We start from the raw sequence: 15,178 nt of genomic DNA on the forward strand, positions 1-15,178 counted from the left end.
GGCCGGCCGGTGTTCAAGACCCAAGGCGCCGCACAGGGCGTCTGCGGCCTCTGCCGATCAGGGGAGGTTCGGAAGCGGGAACGCCGAGCCGCGTGCGCTACCAGGCCAGGACGCGGCGGCCGATGGCTGCACCCAGAAGCGTCATCAGGCCGATGGCGATCGTGTACCAGGTGACCACGAACAGCAGTGAATCGTCGATGCAGTGGATGCCGTAGAAGAAGCCTGCCACGACACCTGCCGCGAAACCGGCAATCGCGCCGGCCAGTGCGGTCTGCGACGGAGCCGAGGCCCGCATGGCGGTCATGATCAGCGCTAGCGGTCCGGCTGCCATGAGCGGAATGGACACCAGGCAGAATGCCCAGTTTCGTCCAACCAGGCGCGAACCGTAATTCGCCGGGGCCTGAGTTGCCAGTTCATGGCCGATGCCGAAGACCAGCAGCGCCACAGGCAGGATCAGCACGGCTTTCGGCAAGTGCCCCTCAGGCCGTGCGACGGCATGCAAGAGCGCGATGGCCGCGACCACAAGGGTCGCGATCAGCAGCATCTTGAGGTCGAACAGCATGGTGGTCGCAGCCACCAGAAGATCAGGCCGCGGCTTGATCACGAGCATGAGCAGCGCGAAGGCCACAGCTGCGGACATGGCGAGCGCGAGGGTCAGGCGCTTCCCGACAGGCGCTTCCGTCAGGGTGGCATCGCGCGACAGGGCGGCGATCAGGTCATCGGTCTTCATGGCTCAGACACTCCCCCGTAGCATCTTGGCAAGGCCGCCAAGGGCTCGGTGCAAGGCGACGCGCACGGCGCCTTCGCTCATCGACAGGGCGGCCGCCGTTTCGGCCGTGTTATGGCCGTCGACGAACATGGCCTCGATCACGGCCTTCTGGCCGCTTGGCAGGTTAGCCGCCAGTTTCATCACATCGCGAGTCGCGATCTCGGGCTCGTTGGACGGGGCGGGGATCGCCTCCGCGAATTCGTCGATATCGATATGACCGTGCGAGCCGCGCTTGCGCAGGCTGTCGATCAGCTTGTGCTTGAGAATGGCGCGCAACCAGGGAACGACCGGCTCCGTTGGGATCCAGCTCGTCCGCTTGGTATGGATCGCGATCAGCGCGTCCTGCACGATATCCTCCGCTTCAGCACCTGACCGGCCTGCACGCGATAGCCCGGAACGCGCTATGGCACGCAGGTGGGGGGTCACCTCGCGAAGGAACCGCCCATAGGCGGCTTCGTCGCCAGCAATGCCCGCGCGCAGCCATGCACTCCAGTCGTCGTTGCGGTCTCTCACGTCGGACCAGTCATCGGGTTTCGCTGCCTTCGTCGGGTTCGTTACAGGCCATGCTGGAAAAACTGTCACAATCTACGGGCAGAGCGGTCGCGCACACGCCGTTGTGACCAGAGCTAGCACCGGACGCTGCATTTGCGAAGGTGTCGGGGCTTTGCGCAGCCGCCACTGCCGGTCATGATGCTGCGCGCGTCCGCAGGCGCAAAAAAAGAGCGTCCCTGACCGTCATGCCTCGCACGTCCGCGTTCTCCATCTCATGAATTCCCTCCGCTTCCTGAAGGACCGCCGCGTCCTCGTGATCGGCGCCATCGCCTTGGTGCTGCTGGCTCTGCAGTTTTCCGGCCTCGGCAAGGCGCTCACGATGGAGATGCTACGGACCCATCGCGCCGATCTCGGCGCCTGGGTTGAGGCTCATCGCGTGCTGGCTGCCGTCTGCTATCTCGGCATCTACATCGCCGTTGCCGCCCTTTCACTGCCGGGCGGGGCTGGACTGACGCTGATCGGTGGATTCCTGTTCGGTCCGGTCCTCGGGGGCTGCCTCGCAGTCCTGGCCGCAAGTACGGGGGCCGTTCTGGTCTTCCTGTTCGCTCGTCGCCTGTTCGGCGACGACGCCGTCGGGCGGCTCGGGCCGAAAGCTGCGAGCCTGGCGGCGAACATTCGGGCCAATGCCTGGTCCTACCTGCTGGTCTTGCGGCTCGTGCCGCTGTTCCCGTTCTTCCTGGTCAATCTCGTCCCCGCCTTTGTCGGTGTGCGGCTGAAGGTTTTTGCGCTCACGACCGTGTTCGGCATCATTCCCGCGACCTTTGTCTTCGCGCTGGCCGGCTCCGGCCTTGGGCGGGTGTTCGATAGCGGCGAGGCCTTCTCGGTGAAATCGGTCCTGACACCGGAAATTTGGGGCGGTCTCCTCGGTCTGGCGCTTCTGTCGCTTGCCGGCATTCCCCTGCGTCGACATTTCGAGGCGCGCCGGAACTGTTCCCAGCCCCGCCCCTGACAACCCGGCCAGGCGATATGTCGGGGCTCGATGTTGACGTTTACGTAAACGTAGACTAGTCTTTCTGCCAAGGCGATCTGAAGCTCGCCGCTGGGAGGCAGGACGCATGGCCACGGCAGCAGGCAACGACATCGCGGTGCGCGGCGCTGGTCCGTCGCTGAGCGATCTCGTGGCCAGCGTTGGCGGTCAGGGCGCCCATGCCACCAAGGACATTCTCACCATGCGTGAGATGACGCGCGCCTTCGGGCTGACCGCCCGGTCGCTGCGCTTCTACGAGGAAAAGGGCTTGATCGCGCCGGAGCGCCAGGGCCAGGACCGCCTCTATTCGCGCCGAGATCGTGGCCGGCTCCGGCTGGTCCTCATGGGCAAATGCGTTGGCTTCTCGCTGGAAGAGGTCAAGGCCATGCTGGATCTCTACGACCTTGGCGATGGCGGCGTCACACAGCTGAAGGTCGCGCGCGGCAAGTTCCTCGAACAGGTGTCGCGGCTGCATGCCCAGAAGCGCGACATCGACAGCGCCATCACCGAGCTCGAACGGGCCGTGACCTTCATCGACCAGCGCCTGGCGCCCGCCGGCGCCGACAGACAAGACTGATCAACCTTTCCCGGCTGAAACCGCCGGCCTCTGCGAGGAGAAGCGCCATGCCCGTCTACAAGGCCCCCGTCGAAGACACGATGTTCGTCCTCTACGACGTCCTGAAAATGGAGTCCTACGGCAACCTGCCGGGCTTCTCGGATGCCCCGCGCGACCTCGTCGAAGCCGTTGTCAGTGAAGGCGCCAAGTTCTGCGAGGAGGTCATCCAGCCGCTGAACGTCGTCGGCGACGAGATCGGCTGCAAGCGCAACGAGGACGGCTCGGTCACGACCCCGCCCGGCTTCAAGGATGCCTACAAGCAATATTGCGAGGGCGGCTGGCTCTCGCTGGCCTTTGATCCCGCCTATGGCGGCCAGGGCCTGCCGGTGACGGTCAACGCCATTGTCGGCGAGTTCCTGTCCTCGGCCAATCTCGCCTGGGGCATGTATCCCGGCCTGACGCAGGGCGCGATGGCGGCGCTGCACGTCCATGCCAATGACGAGATCAAGAGCCTCTACCTGCCGAAGATGGCGACCGGGCAGTGGACTGGCACGATGAACCTCACCGAGCCGCATTGCGGCACGGATCTCGGCATGCTGCGCACCAAGGCCGTTCCGAACGGCGACGGCTCCTATCGCATTTCCGGCCAGAAGATCTTCATCTCGGCTGGCGAGCACGACATGTCGGACAATATCATCCACCTGGTGCTCGCCCGCATCGAGGGCGCGCCGCAGGGCACCAAGGGCATCTCGCTGTTCGTCGTGCCGAAATTCATCCCCGGCGCCGATGGCGAGGCCGGCAAGCGCAACCCTGTCTCCTGCGGCAAGATCGAGGAGAAGATGGGCATCCATGGCAACGCGACCTGTGTCATGAACTATGACGAGGCGACCGGCTGGCTGGTCGGCCAGGAGAACAAGGGCCTCAACGCCATGTTCGTCATGATGAACGAGGCGCGCATGTCGGTCGGCATCCAGGGGCTGTCGCAGTCCGAGGTCGCCTACCAGAACGCGGTGGCCTATGCGAAGGACCGCATTCAGGGCCGCTCGCTGTCCGGCCCGAAATCGCCCGAGAAGCAGGCCGATCCGATCATCGTCCATCCGGACGTGCGCCGCACCCTGATGTCGATCCGCGCGATCAACGAGGCCGGCCGTGCGCTGGTGCTGTGGACCGCGCTGCAGGCCGACGTCTCGCACCGCTCCGAGGATGCGGCCGAGCGTCAGAAGGCGGAGGACCACATGGGCCTGATGACGCCCATCGTGAAGGGCGTTCTGACCGATCTCGGCTTCGACAATGCGGTCAAGGCCCAGCAGATGTATGGCGGTCACGGCTATATCAGCGAATGGGGCATGAGCCAGTTCGTGAGGGATGCCCGCATCACCATGATCTACGAGGGTGCCAACGGCATCCAGGCGCTCGATCTCGTCGGCCGCAAGCTCGGCGCCCATGGCGGCCGCGCCGTCATGGCCTTCTTCAACGAGGTCGGCACGTTCTGCGCCCAGAGCAAGGACGATGCCGCGCTCGCACCCTTCGTCGGCTCGCTGTCCAAGGGCCTGAAGGACCTGCAGGCCGCCACCATGTGGTTCATGCAGAACGCGCTTGCCAAGCCCGACAATGCCGGCGCCGGTTCCACCCCCTACATGCACCTCTTCGGCCTCGTCGCCATGGGCTTCATGTGGGGCCGCATGGCCAAGGCCGCCCAGGACAAGCTGGCCGAGGGTGCCGACGAGCGGATGACCGCCAAGCTCGCCACCGCCCGCTTCTTCTTCGAGCAGCTGATGCCGGAGAGCTCGGTCTATCTCGCCCGGGTCACGGCGGGAGCCGATTCCATGATGGCGCTGCCGGCAGAGGCCTTCTGAGCCGCCGGCTCAGCCCTATGACAGATGGAGCCGGGGCCTCGTTCGGTGGTGTAACAGCACGCCGGACCAGCCCCGGCCCTCAATCAAGAAATCCGGGAGAGATGTCATGAGCGTCCTGAACCTGCCGAAGCCGGCCTGGCACACCGAAGAGCATGACATGCTGGCCGACAGCGCCAAGGCGTTCCTGGCCAAGGAATTCGTGCCGCACATCGACCGCTGGACCGAGGCCGGCGTGATGGATCGCGATGCCTGGACCAAGGCAGGTGACGCCGGCCTGCTTTCGGCTTCCATCCCGGAGGAATATGGCGGTTCGGGCGGCAATTACAGCCATGAGGCGATCATCGCCCACGAGATCGCCCTTGCCGGCGCCGACTCATGGGGCTGGGCGATCCATGGCCCGATCGTCGCGCCCTATGTCCAGCATTACGGCACCGACGAGCAGAAGAAGCACTGGCTGACCAAGATGGCCACCGGCGAGCTGATCGCAGCTCTCGCCATGACCGAGCCCGGCGCCGGCTCCGACGTCCAGGGCATCCGCACCAAGGCCGAGCGCTCCGGCAATGGCTGGGTGCTCAACGGCTCCAAGACCTTCATCACCAATGGCCAGCACGCCAACATGATCGTGGTGGCCGCCAAGACCGATCCGAGCCAGGGCGCCAAGGGCGTCTCGCTCTTCGTGGTCGAGACCGAGAACGCGCCTGGCTTCCGGCGCGGCCGCAAGCTGAAGAAGCTCGGCCTCGACTGGGCCGATACGTCCGAACTGTTCTTCGACGACATGAAGCTGCCGGCCGAGGCGCTGCTCGGCTCCGAGCCCAACCAGGGCTTCTACCAGATGATGCAGGCGCTACCGCAGGAGCGGCTGACCATTGCAGGCGGTGCCGTCGGCATGATCGAGCGGGCGCTGGGGCTCACCATCGACTACGTCAAGGAGCGCAAGGCCTTCGGCAAGCGCATCCTCGACTTCCAGAACACGCAGTTCGAACTGGCCGACATGAAGACCCAAGCGACCATGGCCAAGGTCTTCTACGAGTACTGCGTCGGCCTGCACATCGAGGGCAAGTGCGACACCGCTATGGCCTCGATGGCGAAGTACAAGCTGTCCGACCTGCAGAACACCATTGTCGACCGCTGCCTCCAGCTCTTCGGTGGCTACGGCTTCATGGACGAATATCCGATCTCGCGCATGTACCGCGACGCGCGCATCCAGCGCATCTACGGCGGCACCAACGAGATCATGAAACTGCTCATTTCGCGCACGCTGTAAGCGCTGCGTCTCAAGCGATCCGAACGGGAAGGAACCCGCCATGACCGATGTCTTCGTCTACGACCATGTCCGCACGCCGCGCGGCAAGGGCAAGTCCGACGGTTCGCTGCACGAGGTGACTGCGCTGGAGCTTGCCGCCACCACCTTGCGCGCCATCAAGGCCCGCAACGGGCTCGACACGGCGCGCCTCGTCGACGACGTCATCCTCGGCTGCGTCGACCCGGTCGGCGAGGCCGGTGGCGACATTGCGCGCGCGGCCGCGCTCGCCGCCGACTATGGCGACAGCGTCCCGGGCATCCAGATCAACCGCTTCTGCGCCTCCGGCCTCGATGCTGTGAACTTTGCCGCTGCCCAGGTCATGGCCGGCCAGCACGACATGACGGTCGCCGGCGGCGTCGAGAGCATGTCGCGCGTCGGGATGGGGGCTGCCGGCGGTGCCTGGCCAGTCGATCCGTCCATTGCCGTGAAGACCTATTTCATGCCGCAGGGCATCTCGGCCGATCTGATCGCCACCAAATACGGCTTCTCGCGCACCGACGTCGACGCCTATGCGGTGGAAAGCCAGAAGCGCTCGGCGCGCTCCTGGGAAGAAGGCCGGTTCAAGAACTCGGTCGTGCCGGTCAAGGACATCAACGGCATCACCATCCTCGATCGCGACGAGCACATGCGCCCGTCGACGACCATGCAGTCGCTCGGCGGCCTCAACCCGTCCTTCGTGATGATGGGCGAGCATGGCGGTTTTGACGCGGTTGCGATCCAGGCCCACCCGGAGATCGAGGGCGTCAACCACGTCCATCATGCCGGCAATTCCTCGGGCATCGTCGACGGCGCCGCCGCCGTCCTGCTTGGCAATGCAGAGGCCGGCAAGGCTGCGGGCCTCAAGCCGCGCGCCCGCATCCGCGCCTTCGCCAATATCGGCTCGGAGCCGGCGCTCATGCTGACCGGTCCGGTCGACGTGACCCGGAAGCTCCTCAAGAAGGCCGGCATGACGATCGGCGACATCGACCTGTTCGAGCTCAACGAGGCCTTCGCCTCCGTCGTGCTGCGTTACATGCAGGCCTTCGACATCCCCCACGACAAGATCAATGTCTGCGGCGGCGCCATCGCGCTCGGCCATCCGCTGGGCGCCACCGGCGCCATGATCCTCGGCACCGTGCTCGACGAACTCGAGCGCACCGGCAAGTCGACCGCCCTCGTGACGCTGTGCATCGGCGCCGGCATGGGCACTGCCACCATCATCGAGCGCGTCTGAGGGAGATCGAAGCCATGAACCTCAAGAACTTTACCTGGTCGGTTGATTCCGACGGCATCGCGCTCCTGACCTGGGACATGAAGGACAAGTCGATGAATGTCATCGACGTGTCCGTTGGCGAGGACCTGAATGCGGCGATCGATGCCGCTGTCGCCGATCCCGCCGTCAAGGGCGTGGTGATCACCTCCGGCAAGGAGACGTTCTCCGGCGGCGCCGATCTCACCATGCTCGACCAGATGGGCAAGACCCTGGCGGCCTCCGCCAAGGCCAAGGGTCCGGAAGCCGCCATGGTCGATTTCTTCGAGCAGAGCCGCCAGTTCTCTCTGGTGATCCGCAAGCTCGAGACCTGCGGCAAGCCCTTCGTCGCCGCCATCAACGGCATGTGCCTCGGCGGCGCTTTCGAGATCACGCTCGGCTGCCACGCCCGCATCGCTTCCGACAATCCGAAGCTGCGCGTCGGCCTGCCGGAAGTGAAGGTCGGCCTGTTCCCCGGCGCCGGCGGCACCCAGCGCGTGCCGCGCATGGTCAACACCCAGGACGCCCTGCAGATGCTGCTCAAGGGCGACCAGTTGAAGGCCGATCGCGCCAAGGCCATGGGCCTGATCGACGACATCGTGCCGGCTGCCACCCTGATCGAGGCCGCCAAGGCCAGGCTCAAGGCGGGCGTCGACCCGAAGAAGGCCTGGGACAAGGACAAGTTCCGCCTGCCGTCCGGCCCGATCTATTCAGCCGCCGGCATGATGGTCTGGCCCGCCGCCAACGCCATCTACCGCCGCGAGACCTACGACAATTTCCCCGGCGCCCGCGCCATCCTGAAATGCGTCTATGAGGGCCTTCAGGTCCCCATGGACACGGCTCTGCGCATCGAATCGCGCTATTTCGCCAATGTCCTGCGCTCACCTCAGGCCCAGGCGATGATTCGCTCCCTGTTCGTCTCGATGGGGGCTCTCGGCAAGGGCCTCCGCCGCCCGGCTGGCGTACCGGCCTCCCAGCTCAAGACGATCGGCGTCCTCGGCGCTGGCTTCATGGGCGCGGGCATTGCCTATGTCTCGGCTCAGGCCGGTTTCGACGTCGTGCTGATCGATCGCGACCAGGAAGCCGCCGACAAGGGCAAGGCGCACTCGCAGAAGCTGATGACCGACCAGGTCAACAAGGGCCGGGCGACCTCCGCCCAGCGCGATGCCTTGCTCGGCAAGATCACGGCAACGCCTGACTATGCGGCGCTCGCCAATGTCGACCTCGTCATCGAGGCCGTCTTCGAGGATCCCGCCGTCAAGGCCGACGTGATCAAGCGGGCCGAAGCTGCCATCCGCCCGGAGGTGGTCTTTGCCTCCAACACCTCGACCCTGCCGATCACCGGCCTCGCCCAGAACTCGGTCCGCCCGGACCAGTTCATCGGCATCCACTTCTTCTCGCCCGTCGACCGGATGATGCTGGTCGAGACGATCATGGCCGAGAAGACCGGCGACAAGGCGCTGGCGGTGGCGCTGGACTACATCAAGGCGATCAAGAAGACGCCGATTGTGGTCAACGACACCCGCGGCTTCTACGTCAATCGCTGCGTCGGCAACTACATCAAGGAAGCCCACCTGATGGTGATGGAGGGCGTGCCCCCCGTCATGATCGACAATCTCGCCAAGCAGGCGGGTATGCCGGTCGGTCCCCTCACGCTCAACGACGAGGTCGCCATCGATCTCGGCCTGAAGATCCTGAAGGCGACCAAGCTGCAGGTCGGCACGCAGGCGGTCGATCCGCAGCAGGAAAAGCTGCTGACCTTCCTGGTCGAGCAGGAAGGCCGGATCGGCAAGAAGGCCAAGAAGGGCTTCTATGACTATCCCGACAACGCCAAGAAGACGATCTGGCCGGGGCTGAAGGCCTTCGTCGGCAGCCAGCAGGATCCCGACGAGATCAACCGCCAGGAGATCATCGACCGGCTCCTGGTGACGACGGCGCTGGAAGCAGCCCGCTGTGTCGAGGAGGGTGTGGTCACCGATCCCCGCGAGGCGGATGTCGGTTCCATCCTTGGCTTCGGCTTCGCGCCATGGTCGGGAGGCACCCTGTCCTATATCGACATGACCGGCACCAAGGCCTTCGTCGCCAAGTGCGATGCGCTGGCCGCAAAATTCGGCGATCGCTTCGCGCCGAACAAGCTGCTGCGCGACATGGCCGCAGCTGGTGAGACCTTCTATGGCCGGATGAACAAGACGAAAGCCGCCGCCTGACGGTGAGCCGGCTTTGGCCAAAAGGATCGGGCGGCCAGACTGGTCGCCCGTTTCCATGTCTGGGGCCCGAACCGGGCCCGGAATGACAGTGAAATCCGGCGGATATCCACTATCCGCGACCTTTGGCGCAGTCCCTCATGCGTCCGATGGCGTTGCACGAGCGAAATCCCTGTGCTACCGGACAGCCGACTTCGGAGACGGGGGGTGCGAGCTCCCAGTCTTCGGATCAAAATTCCCCAGTTGAGCCAACGATTTGCGGTTTTCACGCCTCGGTGTGGTTGCCGGTTCGGTCGAGATGGCTTGACGTCCCTAGCGCGAGAGACGCGGTGGCTGGCGAAGACAAGACAGTTTCAGGTATGGCGGGGCGCTATGCGCTCGCTCTTTTTGAGCTCGCCAGCGAGGCGGCCAAGGTCGATGAGGTCTCGGCCGATCTCGACCGGTTCTCGGCGCTGGTCGACGGCTCCGAGGATCTCAAGCGCCTCGTGCAGAGCCCGGTCTTCTCGGCCGAGGATCAGGCCCGCGCCGTCGGCGCCGTCCTCGACGCCGCCAAGATCGGCGGCATTGCCGGCAACCTTGTCCGCCTAGTTGCCACCAACCGCCGGCTGTTCGCCATCGCCAGCATCATCCGCGGCTACAAGGGCCTGGTCGCCCGTTCGCGGGGCGAGGTGATCGCCGAAGTCACCGTGGCCGAGGCCCTCTCGGACGCCAATTCCAAGACCCTTGCCGGCGCCCTCAAGGACGTTCTTGGCAAGGAACCGAAGATCGAAGTGAAGGTAGACCCGGCCATCCTCGGCGGGCTGATCGTCAAGGTCGGCTCCCGGATGATCGACACCTCGCTCCGCACCAAGCTCAACTCGATTAAAACCGCCATGAAAGAGGTCGGCTGATGGATATCCGCGCCGCTGAAATCTCTGCGATCCTCAAGGACCAGATCAAGAACTTCGGACAGGAGGCGGAAGTCTCCGAGGTCGGTCAGGTGCTGTCCGTCGGTGACGGCATCGCCCGCGTCTTCGGCCTCGACAATGTCCAGGCCGGCGAAATGGTGGAATTCACCAACGGCACGCGCGGCATGGCGCTGAACCTCGAAGTCGACAATGTCGGCATCGTGATCTTCGGCTCCGACCGCGACATCAAGGAAGGCGACACCGTCAAGCGGACAGGCGCCATCGTTGACGTCCCCGTCGGCAAGGGCCTGCTCGGCCGCGTCGTCGACGCCCTCGGCAACCCGATTGACGGCAAGGGCCCGATCGTCGCCGACAAGCGTTCGCGCGTCGACGTCAAGGCGCCGGGCATCATTCCGCGCAAGTCGGTGCATGAGCCGATGGCAACGGGCCTGAAGTCGATCGACGCCCTGATCCCGATCGGCCGCGGCCAGCGCGAGCTGATCATCGGCGATCGCCAGACCGGCAAGACCGCCATCGCCCTCGACACGATCCTCAACCAGAAGCCGCTGAACCAGGGCACCGACGAGAGCGCCAAGCTCTATTGCGTCTATGTCGCTGTCGGCCAGAAGCGTTCGACGGTTGCCCAGTTCGTCAAGGCGCTGGAAGAGAACGGCGCTCTTGAATATTCGATCGTCGTTGCCGCGACCGCCTCTGACCCGGCTCCGATGCAGTTCCTGGCGCCCTTCTCGGGCTGCGCCATGGGCGAGTTCTTCCGCGACAACGGCATGCACGCCGTCATCATCTATGACGATCTGTCCAAGCAGGCCGTGTCCTACCGCCAGATGTCGCTGCTGCTGCGCCGCCCGCCGGGCCGCGAAGCCTATCCGGGCGACGTGTTCTATCTTCACTCCCGCCTGCTCGAGCGCGCCGCCAAGATGGGCGATGCCGCCGGTAATGGCTCGCTGACCGCGCTTCCGGTCATCGAGACCCAGGCGAACGACGTGTCCGCCTACATCCCGACCAACGTGATCTCGATCACCGACGGTCAGATCTTCCTCGAGACCGACCTGTTCTTCCAGGGCATCCGCCCGGCGGTGAACGTCGGCCTCTCGGTGTCGCGCGTCGGTTCCTCGGCGCAGACCAAGGCGATGAAGAAGGTCGCCGGCAAGATCAAGGGCGAGCTCGCTCAGTATCGCGAAATGGCTGCCTTCGCGCAGTTCGGTTCCGATCTCGACGCCACCACCCAGCGCCTGCTGGCACGCGGCTCGCGTCTGACCGAACTCCTGAAGCAGGCCCAGTACTCGCCGCTGAAGATGGAAGAGCAGGTCTGCGTGATCTGGTCCGGCACCAACGGCTATCTCGACAAGCTGCCGCTCAACCGCGTGAAGGCTTTCGAGGACGGTCTCCTCGGCAAGCTGCGCTCCGAAGGCACGATCCTCGAAGCCATCCGGTCGTCGAAGGATCTGTCCGACGACACCGCGGGCAAGCTGAAGGCACTGGTCGAGGCATTCGCCGGCGCGTTCGCCTGATCCGCTGATGAGCTACGTCACCGACAGTCTGGGACCGGGCGAGACCATCGTCCATGAGGCGAGCATCCACTGGATCGCCTATCTCTGGCCGTTCGTGACGATCATCCTCGGTCTGGGCATCGCTGTCCTGACCGTGACCTTCGGATCCAGCCGTCTGAACACCAGTTCGAACGGCCTGATCTGGCTCCTGGGTTTCGTGCCGCTGCTGGTCGGCATCGTCTGGTTTCTGGTCTCCAGGTTCCTGACGCGCACGACCGAGCTGGCAGTGACCTCCCGCAAGGTCGTGGCGAAGTGGGGCCTGATTGCCCGCTCCACCATCGAGCAGCGGCTGGAGAAGGTCGAATCGATTTCGGTCGATCAGACCTTCTGGGGCCGCATGTTGAATTTCGGACATGTGACGGTTCACGGAACGGGTATTTCCGAGACCCCGATCAAGAGAATTGCTGATCCGCTGACCTTCCGCCGCAAGGTGGAGCAGGCCATCGAAGCCAGAAGGGAAGTCGGCTAATGCCGAGCTTGAAGGATCTGAGGAACCGCATCGCCTCCGTGAAGGCGACGCAGAAGATCACCAAGGCCATGCAGATGGTGGCCGCGGCGAAGCTGAAGCGTGCGCAGAACGCGGCCGAGGCGGCGCGTCCCTATGCGGAGAAGATGGACGCGGTCCTGGCCAATCTCGCCAGCTCCGTGTCGGGCGCCGATGCGCCGCGCCTTCTCGCCGGCACGGGCTCCGACAACGTCCACCTGCTGGTGGTTGCCACCGGCGAGCGCGGCCTGTGCGGCGCCTTCAACACCTCGATCGTCAGGCTTGCCCGCGAGCGGGCCCTGGCGCTGATGGCCGAGGGCAAGACGGTCAAGTTCTTCTGCGTCGGCCGCAAGGGCTATGACCTGATCCGCCGCCAGTTCGACAAGCAGATCGTCGGCTATGTCGAGTTCCGCAGCGTGCGCCAGCTCGGCTATTCCAACGCGGCGGAAGTCGCCAATCAGGTCCTGAAGCTGTTCGAGGACGGTGCCTTCGACGTCTGCACCCTGTTCTTCTCGCGCTTCAAGTCGGTGATCGCCCAGATCCCGACGGCCACCCAGCTCATTCCGGCGACCATTCCCGCCGGCGCGGCCGAGGCCACCGCCCCCTACGAGTTCGAGCCCGGCGAAAGCGAGATCCTCGCCGATCTCCTGCCGAGCAACATCACCGTTCAGGTTTTCCGGGCCCTCCTGGAAAACAACGCCTCGTTCTACGGTTCACAGATGTCCTCCATGGACAGCGCGACCCGCAACGCCGGCGAGATGATCAAGAAGCAGACGCTCAAGTACAACCGCGCGCGTCAGGCGATGATCACCAAAGAACTCATTGAAATCATCTCGGGCGCTGAAGCGCTCTGATCCGACACAGTTAGATCGAGGACCGTATCATGGCGAAGAAAGCGACGAGCGCGAAAGCCACGAATGCTCCGACCGGCACTGGCCGCATCAGCCAGGTCATCGGCGCCGTGGTCGACGTTCAGTTCGAGGGCACCCTGCCCCAGATCCTGAACGCGCTGGAGACCTCCAACAATGGCAACCGCATGGTGCTGGAAGTTGCCCAGCATCTGGGTGAGAACACCGTGCGCTGCATCGCCATGGACACGTCCGAGGGCCTCGTCCGCGGCCAGGAAGTGACCGATACCGGCCAGCCGATCGCTGTTCCGGTGGGCGTCGAGACGCTCGGCCGCATCCTCAACGTCATCGGCGAGCCGATCGACGAGGCCGGCCCGGTCGCCACCTCGCGCACCCGCGCCATCCACCAGCCGGCTCCCTCTTTTGCCGAGCAGTCGACGGAAGCGGAAATCCTGGTCACCGGCATCAAGGTCGTCGACCTTCTCGCCCCCTACGCCAAGGGCGGCAAGATCGGCCTGTTCGGCGGCGCCGGCGTGGGCAAGACCGTGCTCATCCAGGAACTGATCAACAACGTCGCCAAGGCCCACGGCGGCTACTCGGTGTTCGCCGGCGTCGGCGAGCGCACCCGCGAGGGCAACGATCTCTATCATGAGTTCATCGAATCCGGCGTGAACAAGAAGGGTGGCGGCGAAGGCTCCAAGTGCGCCCTCGTGTTCGGCCAAATGAACGAGCCCCCGGGCGCCCGCGCCCGCGTCGCGCTCTCCGGCCTCACCATCGCGGAAGATTTCCGCGACCAGGGCCAGGACGTGCTGTTCTTCGTCGACAACATCTTCCGCTTCACCCAGGCCGGCTCGGAAGTGTCGGCTCTGCTGGGCCGCATCCCCTCGGCGGTGGGCTATCAGCCGACGCTCGCCACCGACATGGGTGCGCTCCAGGAGCGCATCACCACCACGCAGAAGGGCTCGATCACCTCGGTTCAGGCGATCTACGTGCCGGCCGACGACTTGACCGACCCGGCGCCTGCCACCTCCTTCGCCCACTTGGACGCGACGACCGTTCTCAACCGCTCGATCGCCGAAAAGGGCATCTATCCGGCGGTCGATCCGCTCGACTCGACCTCGCGCATGCTTGACCCCCGCGTTATCGGCGATGACCACTACAACGTGGCCCGCAAGGTCCAGCAGACCCTGCAGCGCTACAAGTCGCTCCAGGACATCATCGCCATCCTCGGCATGGACGAGCTGTCGGAAGAGGACAAGCTGACGGTGGCCCGCGCCCGCAAGGTCGAGCGCTTCCTGTCGCAGCCCTTCTTCGTGGCTGAAGTCTTCACCGGCGCGCCGGGCAAGTTCGTCGACATCAAGGACACCATCAAGGGGTTCAACGATCTCGTCGACGGCAAGTACGATCACCTCCCCGAGGCCGCCTTCTACATGGTCGGCACCATCGAGGAAGCGGTCGAAAAGGGCCGCAAGCTCGCTGCCGAAGCCGCCTGATCACCTGACAGGGATCGAGATAGCCCATGACGACCTTCTCCTTCGAACTGGTCTCGCCGGAGCGTCAGCTCTTCTCCGGCGCGGTGACCCAGGTGGTCGTGCCTGGCGCTGATGGTGAGTTCGGCATCTTCGCCGGCCACGCGCCCTTCGTGTCGTCGATCCGTCCGGGCATCCTGACGATCTACGGCGAAGGTCAGCCGAAGCGGCTCTATGTCCGCGGCGGCTTCGCCGAGGTCTCTTCCGGCACGCTCACCGTGCTTGCCGAGCAGGCCGTGGCGGTCGAGGACCTCGATGCCGGCCAGATCGACCGCGACATCAAGGCGGCCGAGGAAGACCTCGCCGACGCCAAGAGCGATGACGCGCGTTCGCGTGCTGCCGAGAAGTTGGCCCAGTTGAACGACGTCAAGGCCATCCTTGCCACGTCGTCGACGGTCCACTGAGACAGGCCTGCTGATCACTTCGA

The 15,178-nt window shown here is 64.9% G+C and carries 14 protein-coding genes; 12 read left to right on the top strand and 2 right to left on the bottom strand.

Annotated features, from left to right (window positions below; genetic code table 11):
* Positions 1-97: 97 nt before the first annotated feature.
* Positions 98-730, bottom strand: a complete 633-nt coding sequence (locus E8L99_RS08165) for an NrsF family protein (RefSeq protein WP_137099071.1) — start codon at positions 728-730, stop codon at positions 98-100.
* 3 nt (positions 731-733) lie between these two features.
* Positions 734-1,282 (bottom strand): sigma-70 family RNA polymerase sigma factor, encoded by a 549-nt coding sequence (locus tag E8L99_RS08170; RefSeq protein WP_137099072.1) that lies wholly within the window; start codon positions 1,280-1,282, stop codon positions 734-736.
* A gap of 253 nt (positions 1,283-1,535) precedes the next feature.
* Here E8L99_RS08170 and E8L99_RS08175 point away from each other — a divergent pair, with 253 nt between their 5' ends.
* The 12 genes from E8L99_RS08175 to E8L99_RS08230 all read left to right on the top strand — a co-directional run bounded on the left by E8L99_RS08175 (position 1,536) and on the right by E8L99_RS08230 (position 15,155).
* Entirely contained in the window at positions 1,536-2,270 is a 735-nt protein-coding gene (locus E8L99_RS08175; protein ID WP_137099073.1) for a TVP38/TMEM64 family protein, read from the top strand.
* Positions 2,271-2,376: 106 nt separating this feature from the next.
* On the top strand, positions 2,377-2,865 hold the full coding sequence (locus E8L99_RS08180; protein ID WP_137099074.1) for a MerR family transcriptional regulator: 489 nt from the start codon (positions 2,377-2,379) through the stop codon (positions 2,863-2,865).
* Positions 2,866-2,912: 47 nt separating this feature from the next.
* Positions 2,913-4,700, top strand: a complete 1,788-nt coding sequence (locus tag E8L99_RS08185) for an acyl-CoA dehydrogenase C-terminal domain-containing protein (RefSeq protein WP_137099075.1) — start codon at positions 2,913-2,915, stop codon at positions 4,698-4,700.
* A gap of 106 nt (positions 4,701-4,806) precedes the next feature.
* On the top strand, positions 4,807-5,964 hold the full coding sequence (locus tag E8L99_RS08190; RefSeq protein ID WP_137099076.1) for an acyl-CoA dehydrogenase family protein: 1,158 nt from the start codon (positions 4,807-4,809) through the stop codon (positions 5,962-5,964).
* A 40-nt stretch (positions 5,965-6,004) separates the two neighbouring features.
* Complete coding sequence (locus E8L99_RS08195) at positions 6,005-7,216, top strand: acetyl-CoA C-acetyltransferase (RefSeq protein WP_137099077.1); 1,212 nt, start codon at positions 6,005-6,007, stop codon at positions 7,214-7,216.
* Between the two features lie 14 nt (positions 7,217-7,230).
* Entirely contained in the window at positions 7,231-9,438 is a 2,208-nt protein-coding gene (locus E8L99_RS08200) for a 3-hydroxyacyl-CoA dehydrogenase NAD-binding domain-containing protein (RefSeq protein ID WP_137099078.1), read from the top strand.
* Between the two features lie 326 nt (positions 9,439-9,764).
* The gene (locus tag E8L99_RS08205) at positions 9,765-10,325 is read left to right on the top strand and encodes a F0F1 ATP synthase subunit delta (RefSeq protein WP_137099079.1); all 561 of its coding nucleotides are present in this window, start codon (positions 9,765-9,767) and stop codon (positions 10,323-10,325) included.
* Complete coding sequence (gene atpA, locus E8L99_RS08210) at positions 10,325-11,851, top strand: F0F1 ATP synthase subunit alpha (protein WP_137099080.1); 1,527 nt, start codon at positions 10,325-10,327, stop codon at positions 11,849-11,851. The genes E8L99_RS08205 and atpA overlap by 1 nt, the downstream gene beginning before the upstream one ends.
* A 7-nt stretch (positions 11,852-11,858) precedes the next feature.
* Entirely contained in the window at positions 11,859-12,359 is a 501-nt protein-coding gene (locus E8L99_RS08215; protein ID WP_137099081.1) for a PH domain-containing protein, read from the top strand.
* Positions 12,359-13,228: a F0F1 ATP synthase subunit gamma gene (locus E8L99_RS08220; protein WP_137099082.1), complete on the top strand. Its 870-nt coding sequence runs from the start codon at positions 12,359-12,361 to the stop codon at positions 13,226-13,228. The genes E8L99_RS08215 and E8L99_RS08220 overlap by 1 nt, the downstream gene beginning before the upstream one ends.
* Before the next feature lie 29 nt (positions 13,229-13,257).
* Positions 13,258-14,715 carry a F0F1 ATP synthase subunit beta gene (gene atpD, locus E8L99_RS08225; RefSeq protein WP_137099083.1) on the top strand — a complete coding sequence of 486 codons (1,458 nt, stop codon included), beginning with the start codon at positions 13,258-13,260 and terminating at the stop codon, positions 14,713-14,715.
* A gap of 26 nt (positions 14,716-14,741) precedes the next feature.
* Entirely contained in the window at positions 14,742-15,155 is a 414-nt protein-coding gene (locus E8L99_RS08230) for a F0F1 ATP synthase subunit epsilon (protein ID WP_137099084.1), read from the top strand.
* The last annotated feature ends 23 nt before the right edge of the window (positions 15,156-15,178 follow it).

Origin of the sequence: Phreatobacter aquaticus (genome assembly GCF_005160265.1) — a bacterium.
Classification (GTDB): domain Bacteria; phylum Pseudomonadota; class Alphaproteobacteria; order Rhizobiales; family Phreatobacteraceae; genus Phreatobacter; species Phreatobacter aquaticus.

Coding starts and splice junctions, on each gene's coding strand:
- E8L99_RS08175 (WP_137099073.1), top strand. CDS start 1,536: ATGAATTCCCTCCGCTTCCTGAAGGACCGCCGCGTCCTCGTGATCGGC.
- E8L99_RS08165 (WP_137099071.1), bottom strand. CDS start 730: ATGAAGACCGATGACCTGATCGCCGCCCTGTCGCGCGATGCCACCCTG.
- E8L99_RS08220 (WP_137099082.1), top strand. CDS start 12,359: ATGCCGAGCTTGAAGGATCTGAGGAACCGCATCGCCTCCGTGAAGGCG.
- E8L99_RS08200 (WP_137099078.1), top strand. CDS start 7,231: ATGAACCTCAAGAACTTTACCTGGTCGGTTGATTCCGACGGCATCGCG.
- atpA (WP_137099080.1), top strand. CDS start 10,325: ATGGATATCCGCGCCGCTGAAATCTCTGCGATCCTCAAGGACCAGATC.
- E8L99_RS08180 (WP_137099074.1), top strand. CDS start 2,377: ATGGCCACGGCAGCAGGCAACGACATCGCGGTGCGCGGCGCTGGTCCG.
- E8L99_RS08190 (WP_137099076.1), top strand. CDS start 4,807: ATGAGCGTCCTGAACCTGCCGAAGCCGGCCTGGCACACCGAAGAGCAT.
- E8L99_RS08215 (WP_137099081.1), top strand. CDS start 11,859: ATGAGCTACGTCACCGACAGTCTGGGACCGGGCGAGACCATCGTCCAT.
- atpD (WP_137099083.1), top strand. CDS start 13,258: ATGGCGAAGAAAGCGACGAGCGCGAAAGCCACGAATGCTCCGACCGGC.
- E8L99_RS08185 (WP_137099075.1), top strand. CDS start 2,913: ATGCCCGTCTACAAGGCCCCCGTCGAAGACACGATGTTCGTCCTCTAC.
- E8L99_RS08230 (WP_137099084.1), top strand. CDS start 14,742: ATGACGACCTTCTCCTTCGAACTGGTCTCGCCGGAGCGTCAGCTCTTC.
- E8L99_RS08195 (WP_137099077.1), top strand. CDS start 6,005: ATGACCGATGTCTTCGTCTACGACCATGTCCGCACGCCGCGCGGCAAG.